Source organism: Flexivirga endophytica (genome assembly GCF_014640635.1).
Lineage (GTDB): Bacteria > Actinomycetota > Actinomycetes > Actinomycetales > Dermatophilaceae > Flexivirga > Flexivirga endophytica.
Genome location: NZ_BMHI01000002.1, coordinates 655913 through 670437, shown reverse-complemented (window position 1 = coordinate 670437; position 14525 = coordinate 655913). Strand labels below are relative to the sequence as shown.

The following is a 14525-nucleotide window of genomic DNA, read 5'->3' as shown; positions in this document are numbered from 1 at the left end:
GCGTCGTGCCGATCGCGCTCCATACAGCGCGATCGGCACGGCCGAAATCGCCGGGCTTGACCTAGTCGGCGTCCTCGTCAGCCAGCAGTTCGGCGATGGCGTCGGTCACCACGCGGGCACCGCGCTCGCCGAGGGTGATCGTGAAGTGGTTGACGCCACTGACCTCGCGCCAGGTGAAATTCGGTCGCCCGGTCTCCCATTCGTCGAGTTGGTTCGGCGCGTAGAGGCCGTCCTCCTGGCCGAGCAGGCCACGCGGTGCACGCAGGAAGACCGCCGGAGCGGTCACCGCCCGCCACGCCAGGTCGGTCGGGCCGCCGACGAACATCTGCGGGTAGTCCTGGCTGATCAGAGCAGCCGCCACCGAACTCCGGTATGGCGGACCCTCCCGCGCCAGGTCGTAGTCGACGTAGTCCGACGCGGCGGAATTCCATTGCCCGACGAACGCGGGATGCTGCTTCCAGAAAGCCTGGTAGTCCTCGCGATCGGCGAACTCGAGCGACAGCCGCTCGACCGACGGTCCGAGCACCGCCTGCATCAGCGCCGGCAGGTCACCGTCCTTCGGCAGCTCGAACGGCACACCCCCGTCCACCAGCAGCAGACTCCCGACCGCGTCCGGGTGCTCACCGGCCAGCGTCGTGACGACGAAACCACCCATCGAGTGACCGACCGCCACGTCGCACCGCCCGTCGGCCAACTCCTGCAGCACCGCCAGACAGTCGGTGGCGTGCTGCGACATGCCCGATGGCCCGGGCAGGCCTGCGGAACGACCACGGCCGCGCAGGTCCGGGGCCAGGATCATCGTCCCCGGCGCGACCGCGTCACCGATCAACACCCACGCCCGGTGCGACGACGTGATGCCGTGCACCGCCAGGATGACCCGCTCGACCGGGCCGTCACCCTGCCAGCGCCCGACCCGCAGCGAGCCTCCGTGGACCGCGACGTCGACGCTCGAATAGTCCATGTCAGCAGGCCTTTCCGGCTGCTGGCACCGTGCCCTTCACCAGGTAGTCGTCGACGACGCCGTCCACGCACGACGAACCCATCTTGTATGCCGTGTGCCCGTCGCCGTCGTAGGTCAGCAGGTGCCCGTTGTCCAGCTCCTTGGCCAACCGCTGCGCCCACTCGTATGGCGTCGCCGGGTCACGCGTCGTGCCGACCACCAGGATCGGGCCGGAACCCTTGGCTGTGACCCGCTCCGGTTTGCCGGTCGCCTTGACCGGCCACTCGCCGCACGCGAGGCCGCCCCATGCCAGCATCGGGCCCCAAGTGGGCGCCGCCTTGGCGAAGGTCTTGGCGTCGTCACGGTAGGTCTCCAGGTCCGAAGAGCCGCCCCGATCAAGGCAATTCACCGCGTTGATCACCTGCATGATGTTGCCGCTGTAGCTGCCGTCGCTGCTGCGCTCGGCATACTGATCGGCGAGCGCCATCAGCTTGTTGCCGTTGCCGTTGAGTGCGGACCGGAACGCGTCGGTGAGCGTCGGCCAGGAACCCTTGTCGTACATCGCCTGGGCGATGCCCATGGTCGCCCAGCCCTCGGTGAGCTTGTGGACATCACCCTCACCGGTCACCTTCAACGGCTTGGCGTCGACCTGCTTCAGGAACGAGCGGATGCGCGCCATACCGTCGTCGACGTTGGCGCCGAGCGGACACGAGCCGCTCGCAACACAGTCGCGTACGTAGGACCGGGTCGCCTGCTCGAAGCCCTTGGCCTGGCCGAGTCCCATCTGGGTGCCGGTGATGTCCGGCGGCACGACGCCGTCCAGCACGAACCGGCCGACGTGTTTGGGGAAGAGATCCGCGTAGGTCGAGCCGATGAACGTCCCGTAGGACTTGCCGAGGTAGTTGAGCTTGTCGTCACCGAGAGCGGCACGCAGCACGTCCATGTCCTTGGCAACCTCGACGGTCGAGACGTGCTTGATGAGGTTGCCGGTCTTGGCGACGCAGGCATCGCCGAACGCACGACTGTCCTTGGCCGCCTGCTGCTGCTCGGCGGCGTCGTCCGGCGTCGGGTCTGCGGCGAGATATCTGTCCATCTGCGCGTCGCCGTAGCAGGTGATCGGCGCGGAGCGCTGCACGCCGCGAGGGTCGAAACCCACCACGTCGTATGACGATCGGACGTCCTTGCTGACGACGTACCCGGAGGCGGCGGCCGCGGCGTAGTCGACGCCGGAACCTCCGGGACCACCGGGATTGACCACCAGCGAGCCCTTCTTGTCGCCCGTGGCCGGCACCTTGTCGATCGCCAGCTTGATGGTCGGCCCGCCGGGTTTGGCGTAGTCGACGGGGACGGTGAGGTCGGCGCACTTCGCGTCACCGCAGTCGGTCCACTTCAGCTGCTGGTCGTAGAACTTCGACAGATCGGCGGGTGCCGCGTCCGCGGCGGACGCCTTCCCGGCAGCCGCACCGGACTGCGCAGAGCCCTGCGACGATGCGGCGGCCGACGGCGCACCGCCACCGGATCCACTGCTGCACCCTGCCACGGCCAGCCCGAGGACCGTGACGCCCACCAAACCCGCCAGGGACCGTCGACGCACCATGTGGCTCATTCTGTGTTGGCAAGCGCGTCAGCAAGGCGCCGCCTTGCAAACGCTGCCCAAGCTCGCTGTGCTCGTTCAGAATGAACTTCCATGCGCTGCACGTTACGTCATACGAACTGACCGGTGGCGTGGACTTGCTCGTCACCTCTGAGCCGATCACCACGTGGCCATGCCTCTCGCTGCAAGGACTGCTCTGCTGGACCGCGGCAGCCGCGTCATGTGGCGCACGCTGGGTCGCCCGGTCGATCTCGACGGCGAGCACGCGTGGCTCGCCGCGCCGATGCACTCCGGGTCACGGGTGGCCGACGGCTGGGTGGCGGATGCCGCCGCCGCGCTCGGCGGCCGGACGGAGAGCGATGGCGAGGGCGGCTTGCTGGCGGACCTGGCAGCGCTGGACGGCCCGGGGTTCTCGGCGAGGTCGATCGACCCGATGATCCGCCGCTTCTACGAGCAGACCAGCGGCTGGCGGATGGAGGTCTGGGCCCAGTGGAATCCGCTGCTGCAGCCCGGCGGCGAGTTCATCAGCCGGGCGTTCGGCACTCGGGTGCAGCAACTCGCCATACCCACGCGACCGCTGGACGTTGCACACGGCATGGACAGCACGGTGGTCCGCATCCTCGACGGCGACGGAGAGCAGCACGCGGCTGCCTGGTTGCGCACCCTGCGCGAGTCGGGTGACTACGTTTACAGCGGTTGCTACTCCGTGCGGTCGCTGCCCGGCAGCGACCGGCCGAGCGTGCACGTTGCCTTTCCGCTGGAGTCGGGCAACGTGCAGGTCTTCCTCCGCCCACGGGCACTGCCCGGCGGTGGGCTCGAACTCGTTTCTGCCCCAGGGAAATTCGGCCAGGACGGTGCGTATGTCGTGGTGCGTGAGCGCGGCACGCACGCATCCCGAGCACCCATCCACGAGACGTTCCGGCTGTACGTCGACGACGAACAGGTGCTGCGCACCGACCACGTCCTGCAGCTGGGACGGATGACCGCCGTGCGGCTGCACTACAAGCTCACTCCACAGTGACCCGCCGACCGAGGCCCGGAAATCGGTTGCCGAGACCGACCGGCTCGTGGACGCTCGTCGGATGACAGAAGGGACCGAGCAACTGCGCCTCGAACTGCTTGCCATGCGGCACGCCGCGCCGTTGGAAGCGTTCGAGCGTGCGAACCGCGCGTTCTTCGCGGCGCGGATCGGTGACCGGGGCGATGACTTCTTCAGCCGATTCCATCTGCACCTCGCCGAGCGCGTGGCGGAGAACGCCTCCGGCCGCTCGCTGCTCTGCGTGGTCGTCGACGCCGCCGGCGAAATCGTCGCGCGGGTCAATCTGATCGACATCGACCAGCCGGAGCCGACCGAGCTCGGCTACCGGGTCGCCGAGGCGGCGCAGGGGCGAGGCATCGCGACCTGGGGCGTCACCAGTGCGCTCGACCTGGCGGCCGGCCGTGGTGTGCCTCGCGTGCACGCGAAGGTCGCCACGACGAATCCCGCATCGCGGCGGGTCCTGCAGCACTGCGGCTTCGCGCTGGTCGGGCCGACCGATCCGCCGACCGGATCGTCGAAGACGTTCCTGAGCTACGGCCGCGACCTGTGAGCGCTCAGCCGGGGATGCTCGCCGGCGCCCGCAAGCCGATCGTCATCGCCTCGAGCGCCAGCAACGGCGGCACGTTGGCCTCGATGCGCTCGCGCGCAGTCGCGATCATGTCCATCGCCACCAGCAGCTGCTCGCTGGTCCTGCCGTCGGCCAGTCGTTGCACCTCGTCGGCGAGGTCGGCGTTGATCAGCGGCACGGTGTTGCCGGCCTGCAGCACGAGGGCGTCACGGTAGATCGACAGCAGGTCGACCAGCGACCGGTCGATCACGTCGCGACCGAAGCGGGTCGCGCGCGTCTTCTGTTCCTTCTCCAGCGCGGAGATCTGCGAGCGCACGTGCGGCGGTTGCGTGCGGGCGCTTGGGTCGGCGCCGAGTTGCGCCATCAGACGTTCCTTCTCAGCGGCGTCGCGTTCGGCGGACGACGCCGACGACTCCTCGCCTGCGATCGCGGCCAGGTCGCCGGCGGCGGTCATCGCGTCCCCGAGGTTGTTTATCCGGCCGGCGAGCAGGAGTGTCTTGCGACGGCGTTCCCGGGCCGACTCGTCGGTGGCCAGGCGGCGGGCGAGGCCGACGTGGGACTGCGCGGCGCGGGCGGCATACGTCGCGACCTGCGGATCGATGCCGTCCCGCTCACTGAGCAGCTTCGCGACGGCTTCCACCGGAGGCGTGCGCAGCCGGACATGCCGTGATCGGGAGCGGATGGTGATGATGACGTCCTCGAGCGAGGGCGCGCACAGCAACCAGACGGTGCGCTCGACCGGCTCCTCGAGCGACTTCAGCAACGCGTCCGCCGCGCGCTCGGTCAGCCGGTCGGCGTCCTCGATGATGATCACCCGGTAGCGCCCGATGCTCGGGCGTCGCTGCGCGAGTCCGGCGAGCTCGCGAGCGTCCTTGACCTGGATCGACAGCCCCTCGGTCGCCATGACCGTGACGTCGGCGTGACTGCGGTCGAGCACGGTCCGGCACTCGTGGCACTCCCCGCACCCGCCGCGTGGACACTCCAGCGCGGCCGCGAACGCCCGAGCGGCAGTGGACCGGCCGGACCCGGGTGGCCCGGTCAACAGCCACGCGTGGGTCATCCGAGCCGGGTCCGCGACGGCCGCCTGCAGGGTGGCGACCGGCTGCTCCTGCCCGATCACGTCCTTCCACACACCCGACGAGGTCACGACCGGATCACCCGCTCGGCCACGATCGCGGCGATCTCCTCGCGCGGCAGCCCGGCGTCGACGACGAGGTAACGCCCCGAATCGGCAGCGGCGAGTTGCAGGTAGTGCTCACGGACGCGTGCGTGGAAGTCGTCCTCCTCGGACTCCAGCCGGTCGTGCACGTCGCCCCGGCGACTGCGGCCGTCCGCCGGGGTGACGTCGAGCAGCACCGTCAGGTCGGGCAGCAGATCCTGGGTGGCCCAGAGCGAAAGCCGCTTGATCTCAATGGGATCCAGCTCGCGGCCGGCGCCCTGATAGGCAACCGACGAGTCGATGTAGCGGTCCTGCAGGACCACGGCGCCACGCTCCAACGCGGGCCGGACCACGGTCGCGACGTGGTGCGCGCGGTCTGCGGCGAACAGCAGCGCCTCCGCCCGGGGAGCCACCTCGTCACCGTGCAGCAACAGCTGCCGGATGCCGACCCCGAGGTCGGTGCCGCCGGGCTCGTGGGTGACGACCACGTCCTGGCCGCCGTCGACGAGTTGCGCGCGCAACAACTCGATCTGGGTCGTCTTGCCCGCGCCGTCGCCGCCCTCGAACGCTATGAACACAATCCCGGAGCCTAGTCTGCGACGCCCACAGCACGGCGCCAGCCGGGTCCCGACGTGACGCAGGTCGCACCCCCTTAGGTTGGTGGTATGACGGAAAACCCTTCACCCCTGCGCGAATCGACAGCCCGTGTCCTGACCGGCAAAGCGATCGAGGCGCAGCGGGCCAGCCGCACGCCCGCTCTGGTCGCGGGAGTCGCCCGCCGCGGACAGCTGGTCTGGTCCGAGGCCGTCGGTCGGGCCGACCTGACCGACCCGAGCATTCCCCTCGGAGCCGACACGCAGTTCCTGGTCGCTTCCAACACCAAGACCTTCACCGCGGTGCTCATCATGCAGCTGCGGGATGAGGGAAAGCTGTCCCTCGACGACACCGTCGACCAACTGGTCCCGGGCACGACGCATGCCCAGGTGACGATCCGCGAGATGCTCGCCCACGTCAGTGGCATGCAGCGCGAGCCGGTCGGCGACGTGTGGGACACCCTGGAGTTCCCCGACCGCGACGGACTCATCTCAGGATGGAACGAAGCGGAGCGGGTGCTGCGCCCGCACAACCGCTGGCACTACTCCAACCTGTGTTACGCCCTCCTCGGAGAGGTCGTGGCACGCCACGACGGCGGTAGCTGGGAGGAGTCACTGCAGCGTCGTCTGCTTGATCCCCTGGAGCTGCGCCGCACCACCTTGACCCGTGTGGCGCCATACGTCGGGCTCTACTACGTGCCGCCGTTCACCGACGTCCCGGTCGAGGAGCCGGTGCTGGCCAAGAACACCACGGCCTCTGCCGGTGCACTGGCCAGCACGCTGTCCGACATGGTCCGGTGGCACGGATTCCTGCTGGACCCGGACGAGGAGATCCTCTCCCCCGACACCGTCGAGGAGATGCGCCAGCCACAGATCGCCGCCGACCCGCAGTGGAACACCGCATGGGGGCTCGGCCTGGAGCTGGAGCGGCGCGACGGGCGCATCTGGTTCGGGCACACCGGTGGGATGCCGGGCGGCATCACCGGCTTCTTCTCCGAGCCGGAGTCCGGCACGACGGGCGCGGTCCTGATGAACAACTCGGTCTCCAAGGACCCGGCGGGCACCGCGATCAAATTCGGTGAGTATGTCGTCACCAACGACCCGGAGCTGCCCGAGCCCTGGACCCCTGGCACGGCCGAACCGGATGAACTCAAGCCGCTTGTCGGACAATGGTTCTCAGAGGGAGCCGAGTTCACCCTTGCCATCAAGGATGGCAAGCTGACCGCCCGGCTCGCCGCCGCCCCGGCCTCCGCACCGGTCTCGGTCTTCGAGCCCGAGAGCGACGACGTCTACCGCACGGTGAGCGGTCGGGAGCGTGGCGAGCGACTCGTCATACATCGCCGTGACGATGGCTCGGTGCGCCAATTCAACTGGGCCACCTACCGATTCACGCGCGCGCCGCTGGGCTTCGGTCAGCCGACCCCCTGACGCCGGCGCGACACCGCAAAAGTGCCCCGGCGGACTTGCTCTGCCGGGGCACTTCGCTGACCTGGTCAGGTCACTTGTTCCAGGTGATGTTGTGCTTGTAGTCGTTGAAGACGACGGAATCCACCGTCGCGCCGGGCACCTGGAACATGTAGCAGCTGTTGCCCGACTCGCCCGCCGCCAGTTTCGTGCTGTCGCTGTCACAGGCCGCGGTGTGGCCGTAGACCCGCTTGGCACCCTTGACCGAGGCATCGATCTTCGGGTGGAAGAACAACCCGTTGACCGAGTTCGTACCGAAGTAGGTCGAGTTCGCCTTGATGGCGGTCACATCGAACTTCAGGTAGTAGACCGTCCCGTTCGCCTTCTTGAGGGTGGTCTCGCTGTAGACCGAATCTGGTGCCACTTCAAGGGATTTCGGCGTCAGGCGGTAAGTGTCGTCCGAGTCCTCGATCACCGCGGGCTGACCGATCTTCAAGGTGGCGTTCGCGTCGGTGACCGAGGTCGGGCCGTCGGCGGATCCGCTCGTCCCGGTCGACGATTCCGACGACTCCGTCGACGACTCGGACGACGTCTCGCTCGACTCCGACTCGGGTGACGTGGTGCTGGACTCCCCCTCGGCGGACTCTTCGCTGGGAGGCGGCTCCGCCTGGGTGCTCTGGGCGGTCGAGGTGGCTGCGCCGGTCGGTGTGTCGACGGCTGCGCTGTCGTTGTTGCACGCCGCCAGACTCAGGGCACCCGCGATGGCGACCGCACCGACCACGGTGCGACGGAAGATGGTGGTGGACATGAACTTTCCCTTCGTTGTTCGCGTTTGTCGATCAGGCTTGTGACGGCACGCGACAACGGAGGGTTCCGATCGGAAACAGCTTTTCTGAGAGTTTCCTGCATGTCACACGAAAGACGGCCACCCCGCAGGGGGATGGCCGCCTTCAGCGTGCACGCGCGGTCGGCGTCATACCGGCCGCTGAAGTTCATTCTGACTAAGCACAGGAGGCCTGAAATACGTTGGCGTTGCATGTCGCAACGCCAACGCACAGGAAGCCTCAGTGGGTCACTTGGACCAGACGATCTCCGTCTCGTAGGTGTCCCACATGACCTTGGTGGGGGTCGGGCCCGTCACCTGGTAGTAGTAGCACGCAGAGGCGCTCTTGCCGACCGCGATCTCGTCATAGGACGCCTTGTCGCAACCACCCGGCAGGTTGTCGTAGGGGTTCCCGCCGGCGCGGCCCTTCTCCGAGGAGTCGAAGACCGGCTTGAGGAAGAACTGGTTGGGAGCGGTGGCCCGGAAGCCGTACTTCGCGCCGCCGAGGTTGGTCACGTCGAACTTGACGTAGTACATCTTGCCGTTGGTCTCGTTGAGGTTGGCCGCCGCGTATGCCGCCTTCGGCGCTGCCTCTATCGACTTGACCTTCAGCTTGTACTTGCCGTCCGAGTCGTCGTCGATGACCGCGGCCTGGCCGAACTTGAGCTTGGTGCCGTCGGGCGTCACCTTCGACGTGTCCTTCGAGCCACCCGCTGCCGCCGCCGACGACGACGAGGTCTCGCTCGGCGAGGACGTCTCGGACGTGGTGCTGCTGGTCGTCGTCGACTCCTCGGCCGTCGGCGCCTCCGAGCTGGTCGGCGGAGCCTCGCTCGTCGGAGCGTCCGACGTGGCGGCCGGAGTCGAACCGGATGGCGTGCTCACACTCGCGGTGTCGTTGTTGCACGCCGCGAGTCCCAATGCACCCGCGATGGCAACGGCACCAACCATGGTGCGGCGAAACATGTTGCTGGACATGACTTTCCTCCGTTGTGTCCTTGCTGAAATTCGAACCTGTGACGGTGGTGATCCCCTGTAGGTTCCGGGGCATCGTACAAGTTCTGGAGGAAATCTCGATCCGGCCGCCCGTATGGCGAGCCGGGATCAGTCCGTCGACTTGGCCGCTGAAGCCTTCTTCCCAGCCGACTTCTTGGCCGTCTTCTTGGCCGTCTTCTTGGCCGCGGTCTTCTTCGTGGTCGCCTTCTTGGTCGTCTTCTTCGCCGCGCGCTTGCGGGTCGTCGGACCCTTGGCGCGCTTCTCGGCGAGCAGCTCGAAACCACGCTCCGGCGTGATCGATGCCGGGTCGTCGCCACGCCGCAGCGTCGCGTTGGTCTCCCCGTCGGTGACGTAGGGGCCGAACCGGCCGTCCTTGATCACCACGGGTTTGGTCGACACCGGGTCGTTGCCGAGCTCCTTCAACGGCGGCTGCGCGGCCCGGCCACGCCGCTTGGGTTCGGCGTAGATGGCCAGCGCCTCTTCGAGCGTGATGTCGAAGAGCTGCTGCTCGCTGGTGAGCGACCGGGAGTCGGTGCCCTTCTTCAGGTAGGGACCGTAGCGGCCGTTCTGTGCGGTGATCTCGACCTGCTTGGCCTCGTCACCTTCACCCTCGGTGACGGCGCCGACGACCCGGGGCAGGCTCAGCAGCTTCAGCGCGGTGTCCAGCTCGATCGTGGCCAGATCCATGTCCTTGAACAGGCTCGCGGTCCGCGGCTTCGGGCCGGTCGTCTTCTTGGCTCGCTTGGGCTTGGCACCCTCTGCCGGCGCGGGCGGCTCGGGCGGGGCAGGCAGCACCTCGGTGACGTAGGGGCCGTAGCGCCCGGCCCGGGCGACGATGTCGTGACCGGTGGCAGGGTCCTGGCCGAGCACGCGGCCGTCGTCGTCAGCTGACACGAGCAACTCGCGCGCCTTCTCCGGGGTCATCTCGTCGGGTGCGATGTCGTCGTTGATGGTCGCGCGACGCGGCTTCGGAGCCTCCGCCGAATCCGACGTGACCTCACCGGTCTTCGGGTCGACGCCCTCGGGGACGACCTCTTCGACATACGGGCCGTAGCGTCCGACACGCACGACGACGCCGTCGCCGATCTCGATGGTGGAGATGCCGCGAGCGTCGATCTCGGGCAGGTGCTCGACCATCTCCTGCAGGCCCTCGGTGCCGTCCGGGCCGTTGGTCGGCAGGCCGGGCGTGCGGTCGTTGCCGTCGCCGAAGTAGAAGCGGGTCAGCCAATCGACCCGGCCGACGTCGCCTGCGGCGATGCGGTCCAGACCCTCCTCCATGGACGCGGTGAAGTCGTAGTCGACCAGCGACGGGAAATGGACCTCGAGCAACCGGATCACGGCGAACGCGGTCCAGGTCGGGATCAGCGCGGTGCCGCGCTTGTTGACGTAACCACGATCCTGGATGGTGCCGACGATCGAGGCGTATGTCGACGGGCGACCGATGCCCATCTCCTCCATCGCCTTGACCAGGGTGGCCTCGGTGTAACGCGGCGGCGGGCTGGTCTGGTGGCCCTCGGCCTCAGCGCGCAACACGTCCAGCGCGACGCCCTCGCTCAGTTTCGGCAGGCGCGTGCCGGTGTCGTCGCCCTTGGCGTTGCGCTCGACGTCGCGGCCCTCCTCGTATGCCGCCATGAAGCCGCGGAAGGTGATCACGGTCCCGGAGGCGCTGAACTCCGACATCTTGGCGACGCCCGAGTCCGCAATCGGGACAGTGAGTTTCACGGTGGCGGTGCTGCCACGCGCGTCCGCCATCTGCGATGCGACGGTGCGCTTCCAGATCAGCTCGTAGAGCGCGAACTCCTCGCCACGCAGCTCTCCGGCGACCTGCGCCGGCGTGCGGAAGGTGTCACCGGCCGGGCGGATCGCCTCGTGCGCCTCCTGGGCGTTCTTGACCTTGCCCTGGTAGCGACGCGGCTGATCGGGCACGTAGTCGGCGCCATACAGATCACGGGCCTGGTTGCGAGCGGCACGGATCGCCGACTCCGACAACGTGATCGAGTCGGTACGCATGTAGGTGATGTAGCCGTTCTCGTACAGCCGCTGCGCGACGCTCATCGCGGCCTTGCTGCTCATCCGCAGCTTGCGACCGGCTTCCTGCTGCAGGGTGCTGGTCGTGAAGGGTGCGCTCGGACGCCGCGTGTAGGGCTTCTCCTGCACCGAGCTGACCGTCGCGGCGCCCGCGGAGACGTGCTCGGCGATGGCGTTGGCCTGCGGCGCGTCGAGATGGAACACCTTGTCGTTCTTGAGGTTTCCGCGGTCGTCGAAGTCACGGCCGGTGGCGACGCGGGCACCGTCCAGTGCGGTGAGCTTCGCTGTGAAGGCCTGCGAGGTGCTGTTGCTCGGTGCGAACTCGCCCTCGACGTCCCAGTAGGAGGCGGCGCGGAACGCCATACGCTCGCGTTCGCGCTCGACCACCATGCGCGTGGTGACAGACTGCACGCGGCCGGCGGACAGGCCGCGGCGGATCTTGCGCCACAGCACCGGGCTGACCTCGTAGCCGTAGAGGCGGTCCAGGACCCGGCGGGTCTCTTGCGCGTCGACCAGGTTGTCGTCCAGGTCGCGAGTGCTGTTGGCAGCGTGCTGGATCGCTTCCTTGGTGATCTCGTGGAAGACCATCCGCTTGACCGGCACCTTGGGCTTGAGCACCTCGAGCAGGTGCCACGCGATGGCTTCGCCCTCGCGGTCCTCATCCGTGGCGAGGTAGAGCTCGTCGCTGTCCTTGAGCAGTCGCTTGAGCTCGGCGACCTTCTTCTTCTTGGCCGATGCGACCACGTAATAGGGGTCGAAGCCCTCATCGACGTTGACGGCGAACTTGCCGTAGGGGCCCTTCTTCATCTCGACCGGCAGCTCGGACGGGTTCGGCAGGTCCCGGATGTGTCCGACGCTCGCGTCGACGACGTAGTCGTCCCCGAGGTAGCCGCCGATCTTCTTGGCCTTGGCGGGTGACTCCACGATGACCAGCTTGCGCGCCACAGTTCTTCTCGCTTCCTGTCCGACGTGCAGTGGATTCGTCACTGCTTCGACGTGCGAACGGGGCTGAGTCTAAGCACGTTCCCCGGAGCGCACCCACCGCGGTCGGCCCACCTGCTCACTTATTGCGGGGAATAGTTGAAAGTTAAATTTGTTTACGTCATCATGGGATCCATGACCACAGACCGCCAGCCCGTCCTCTTCCTCAGCCACGGCGCCCCGCCGCTCGCCGACGACGCGCGCTGGACGGCCGAGCTCGGCACATGGGGCAAGGAGCTGCCGAGACCGAAGCGCATCCTGATGGTCTCCGCGCACTGGGAATCGGCACCGATCGCGGTCAGCTCGACAACCGGCGCGTCGCTGCTCTACGACTTCTGGGGCTTCCCGCAGAAGTACTACGACGTCCGGTATGACGCCCCCGTCGCGCCCGACCTGGCCGACGACGTCGCCAAGTTGATCTCGACTCCGGGACAGTCGCTCGTGCGCGACGAGAGTCGCGGGTTGGACCACGGCGCCTACGTCCCCCTCAACGAGATGTTCCCCGAGGCGGACGTGCCGGTGCTGCAGTTGTCGATGCCGACGCTCGATCCGCAGGAGCTCTACGCGCTGGGCCGCAAGCTCGCGCCGTTGCGCGACGACGGCACGCTGATCGTCGGCTCGGGTTTCACGACCCACAACCTCAGCTGCATGCAGCCGAGCCCGGACGCGGCGCCGCAGTCGGTGATGTCCGAGTTCGACCACTGGGCAGCCGAGACGATGGCGAAGGGCGACCTCGACGCGCTGATGGACTTCGGCCACACCGCGCCGGCCGCCCAGCTGGCACACCCGCGCACCGAGCACTGGGCACCGCTGTATGTCGCGCTCGGCGCCGCAGCCGCCGACGGTTCGGACTCACACACCGTCATCGACGGCTTCTGGCACGGCCTGTCCAAGCGCTCGTGGCAGCTGGATTCGACCGCCGCCTGACCCCGCCCACCACCCCGTTGCCGAGTGACGGCTTCTTCGCCGAGTGACGGTCCTATAGCGCCGTCGCTCGCCGAAGAAGCCGTCACTCGCGGAAGGTGGGGGCGATCAGAGGACGTGCGGCATGACCTCGCCGGCGATCAGGTCCAGGTGCTCCAGGTCCTGTATGTCGAGCAGCTGCAAATAGACGATCTCAGCTCCTGCATCCGCCAGCGCGCCGAGCCGGTCGACCGCTTCGGCCGGCGTGCCGGCCACGCCGTTCTCCCGCAGCTCAGATTTGTCCCGGCCGATGGCTCCGGCTCGGCGCTCCAGCTCGGTCTCGGTGCTGCCGACACAGACCACCTGCGCAGCGGAGTAGGTCATCGAATCCGCTGCCCTGCCAACCTTTTCGACGGCTGCGCGCACGCGCCCGAACTGAGTCGCCGTGTCCCCGATCGAGGCGAACGGCATGTTGAACTCGTCGGCATACCGCGCCGCCAACGCCGGCGTGCGCTTCTTGCCGTGCCCGCCGACCAAGACGGGGACACCGCCGCGAATCCCGTTGCGTTGCAACGGTTTCGGGAGGGCCGGACTGTCGGCGAGCTGGTAGTGGTTGCCGTCATACGAGAAACGACCGGTCGCCGACCAGAGCCCGGTGATGATCTCCAGTTGCTCCTCGAGGCGGTCGAAGCGTTCCTTCGTCCCCGGGAACGGAATGCCGTATGCCGCGTGCTCCCGGTCGAACCATCCCGCGCCCAGTCCGAGCTCGACCCGCCCGCCGGACATGGCGTCGACATTCGCGACCTCGATCGCGAGGACCCCGGGCAGCCGGAAGGTCGCGCTCGTCACGAGCGTGCCAAGGCGGATCGCCCGAGTCTCGCGGGCGATGCCGGCCAGCGTGATCCACGCGTCGCTCGGCCCCGGCAGCCCGTCACCGTCGCCCATCGCGAGATAGTGGTCGGAGCGGAAGAACGCCCCGAAGCCGAGGGCCTCCGCTCGCTGTGCGACGGCGACCAGGTCGTCATACGAGGCGCCCTGCTGGGGCTCGGTGAAGATGCGCAACTTCATGGGAGGAGCGTATGTCGCACCGCTGCGTGCTAACCGACGAGGCGGACTCTGCCCTGCGCGACCGCGCAGACGTCATCGGCGGATGACACCTGCACCGCGCAGATCGCGGTCCGGCCGGCCACCTCGACGACCGTGGCGCGCGCCCGGACCGGCCCGGCCGACACCGGACGCAAGTAGTCGAGGTTGACGCTGCCGGTGAGCACAGACGGCCCGAGCACGAGGCCGCCGGCGAAGGTCAGCGCGTTGTCGGCGAGGTAGGCGATCACTCCGCCGTGCAGGAACCCGTGCTGCTGACGCAACTCGTCACGCAGATCCAGCTGCAGCGTCACTGCTCGCTCATCGGCGTCGACCTCGGTCAGCTCCGTGCCCAGCAGCCGGCTGAACGGCTGCGCCTGCAGGACTGCTCGGCCTTCTTCGATCGTGAACATGCCT

13 protein-coding genes are annotated in these 14525 nt (G+C 68.1%); 4 read left to right on the top strand and 9 right to left on the bottom strand.

Annotation, left to right across the window (positions count from 1 at the left end; all coding sequences use genetic code 11):
* Window positions 1-61: 61 nt before the first annotated feature.
* Complete coding sequence (locus IEX71_RS08145; RefSeq protein WP_188836449.1) at window positions 62-961, bottom strand: alpha/beta hydrolase; 900 nt, start codon at window positions 959-961, stop codon at window positions 62-64.
* 1 nt (window position 962) lies between these two features.
* Window positions 963-2537: an alpha/beta hydrolase gene (locus IEX71_RS08140; protein WP_229749569.1), complete on the bottom strand. Its 1575-nt coding sequence runs from the start codon at window positions 2535-2537 to the stop codon at window positions 963-965.
* Between the two features lie 169 nt (window positions 2538-2706).
* Here IEX71_RS08140 and IEX71_RS08135 point away from each other — a divergent pair, with 169 nt between their 5' ends.
* Window positions 2707-3555: a hypothetical protein gene (locus IEX71_RS08135; protein WP_188836447.1), complete on the top strand. Its 849-nt coding sequence runs from the start codon at window positions 2707-2709 to the stop codon at window positions 3553-3555.
* Between the two features lie 61 nt (window positions 3556-3616).
* Window positions 3617-4123, top strand: coding sequence for a GNAT family N-acetyltransferase (locus IEX71_RS08130; RefSeq protein WP_188836446.1), 507 nt, complete (start codon window positions 3617-3619; stop codon window positions 4121-4123).
* Between the two features lie 4 nt (window positions 4124-4127).
* Here IEX71_RS08130 and IEX71_RS08125 read toward each other — a convergent pair whose 3' ends face one another.
* Together IEX71_RS08125 and tmk are read right to left on the bottom strand one after the other, a co-directional pair.
* Window positions 4128-5288, bottom strand: a complete 1161-nt coding sequence (locus IEX71_RS08125; protein WP_188836445.1) for a DNA polymerase III subunit delta' — start codon at window positions 5286-5288, stop codon at window positions 4128-4130.
* Window positions 5285-5878: a dTMP kinase gene (gene tmk, locus IEX71_RS08120; RefSeq protein WP_308420964.1), complete on the bottom strand. Its 594-nt coding sequence runs from the start codon at window positions 5876-5878 to the stop codon at window positions 5285-5287. The genes IEX71_RS08125 and tmk overlap by 4 nt, the downstream gene beginning before the upstream one ends.
* An 87-nt stretch (window positions 5879-5965) precedes the next feature.
* On the opposite strand from tmk, the gene IEX71_RS08115 reads away from it, so the two are divergent.
* On the top strand, window positions 5966-7321 hold the full coding sequence (locus IEX71_RS08115) for a serine hydrolase domain-containing protein (protein ID WP_188836444.1): 1356 nt from the start codon (window positions 5966-5968) through the stop codon (window positions 7319-7321).
* 70 nt (window positions 7322-7391) lie between these two features.
* Here IEX71_RS08115 and IEX71_RS08110 read toward each other — a convergent pair whose 3' ends face one another.
* The 3 genes from IEX71_RS08110 to topA all read right to left on the bottom strand — a co-directional run bounded on the left by IEX71_RS08110 (window position 7392) and on the right by topA (window position 12086).
* Window positions 7392-8105, bottom strand: a complete 714-nt coding sequence (locus tag IEX71_RS08110) for a hypothetical protein (RefSeq protein WP_188836443.1) — start codon at window positions 8103-8105, stop codon at window positions 7392-7394.
* 264 nt (window positions 8106-8369) lie between these two features.
* On the bottom strand, window positions 8370-9095 hold the full coding sequence (locus tag IEX71_RS08105; protein ID WP_188836442.1) for a hypothetical protein: 726 nt from the start codon (window positions 9093-9095) through the stop codon (window positions 8370-8372).
* 126 nt (window positions 9096-9221) lie between these two features.
* A complete protein-coding gene (gene topA / locus IEX71_RS08100; RefSeq protein WP_188836441.1) occupies window positions 9222-12086 on the bottom strand; it encodes a type I DNA topoisomerase in 2865 nt (954 codons plus the stop codon).
* A 171-nt stretch (window positions 12087-12257) separates the two neighbouring features.
* Here topA and IEX71_RS08095 point away from each other — a divergent pair, with 171 nt between their 5' ends.
* A complete protein-coding gene (locus IEX71_RS08095) occupies window positions 12258-13049 on the top strand; it encodes a dioxygenase family protein (RefSeq protein WP_188836440.1) in 792 nt (263 codons plus the stop codon).
* 105 nt (window positions 13050-13154) lie between these two features.
* Here the strand turns inward: IEX71_RS08095 and IEX71_RS08090 are convergent, their stop codons facing one another.
* Together IEX71_RS08090 and IEX71_RS08085 are read right to left on the bottom strand one after the other, a co-directional pair.
* Window positions 13155-14093 carry an LLM class F420-dependent oxidoreductase gene (locus tag IEX71_RS08090; protein WP_188836439.1) on the bottom strand — a complete coding sequence of 313 codons (939 nt, stop codon included), beginning with the start codon at window positions 14091-14093 and terminating at the stop codon, window positions 13155-13157.
* 29 nt (window positions 14094-14122) lie between these two features.
* Window positions 14123-14521: a PaaI family thioesterase gene (locus IEX71_RS08085; protein WP_188836438.1), complete on the bottom strand. Its 399-nt coding sequence runs from the start codon at window positions 14519-14521 to the stop codon at window positions 14123-14125.
* Window positions 14522-14525: the final 4 nt, after the last annotated feature.

Excerpts from the sequence above, each read along its gene's own strand:
- IEX71_RS08145 (WP_188836449.1), bottom strand. The coding sequence starts at position 961 with ATGGACTATTCGAGCGTCGACGTCGCGGTCCACGGAGGCTCGCTGCGG.
- IEX71_RS08140 (WP_229749569.1), bottom strand. The coding sequence starts at position 2,537 with ATGGTGCGTCGACGGTCCCTGGCGGGTTTGGTGGGCGTCACGGTCCTC.
- IEX71_RS08135 (WP_188836447.1), top strand. The coding sequence starts at position 2,707 with ATGCCTCTCGCTGCAAGGACTGCTCTGCTGGACCGCGGCAGCCGCGTC.
- IEX71_RS08130 (WP_188836446.1), top strand. The coding sequence starts at position 3,617 with ATGACAGAAGGGACCGAGCAACTGCGCCTCGAACTGCTTGCCATGCGG.
- IEX71_RS08115 (WP_188836444.1), top strand. The coding sequence starts at position 5,966 with ATGACGGAAAACCCTTCACCCCTGCGCGAATCGACAGCCCGTGTCCTG.
- IEX71_RS08110 (WP_188836443.1), bottom strand. The coding sequence starts at position 8,105 with ATGTCCACCACCATCTTCCGTCGCACCGTGGTCGGTGCGGTCGCCATC.
- IEX71_RS08105 (WP_188836442.1), bottom strand. The coding sequence starts at position 9,095 with ATGTCCAGCAACATGTTTCGCCGCACCATGGTTGGTGCCGTTGCCATC.
- IEX71_RS08095 (WP_188836440.1), top strand. The coding sequence starts at position 12,258 with ATGACCACAGACCGCCAGCCCGTCCTCTTCCTCAGCCACGGCGCCCCG.
- IEX71_RS08090 (WP_188836439.1), bottom strand. The coding sequence starts at position 14,093 with ATGAAGTTGCGCATCTTCACCGAGCCCCAGCAGGGCGCCTCGTATGAC.
- IEX71_RS08085 (WP_188836438.1), bottom strand. The coding sequence starts at position 14,521 with ATGTTCACGATCGAAGAAGGCCGAGCAGTCCTGCAGGCGCAGCCGTTC.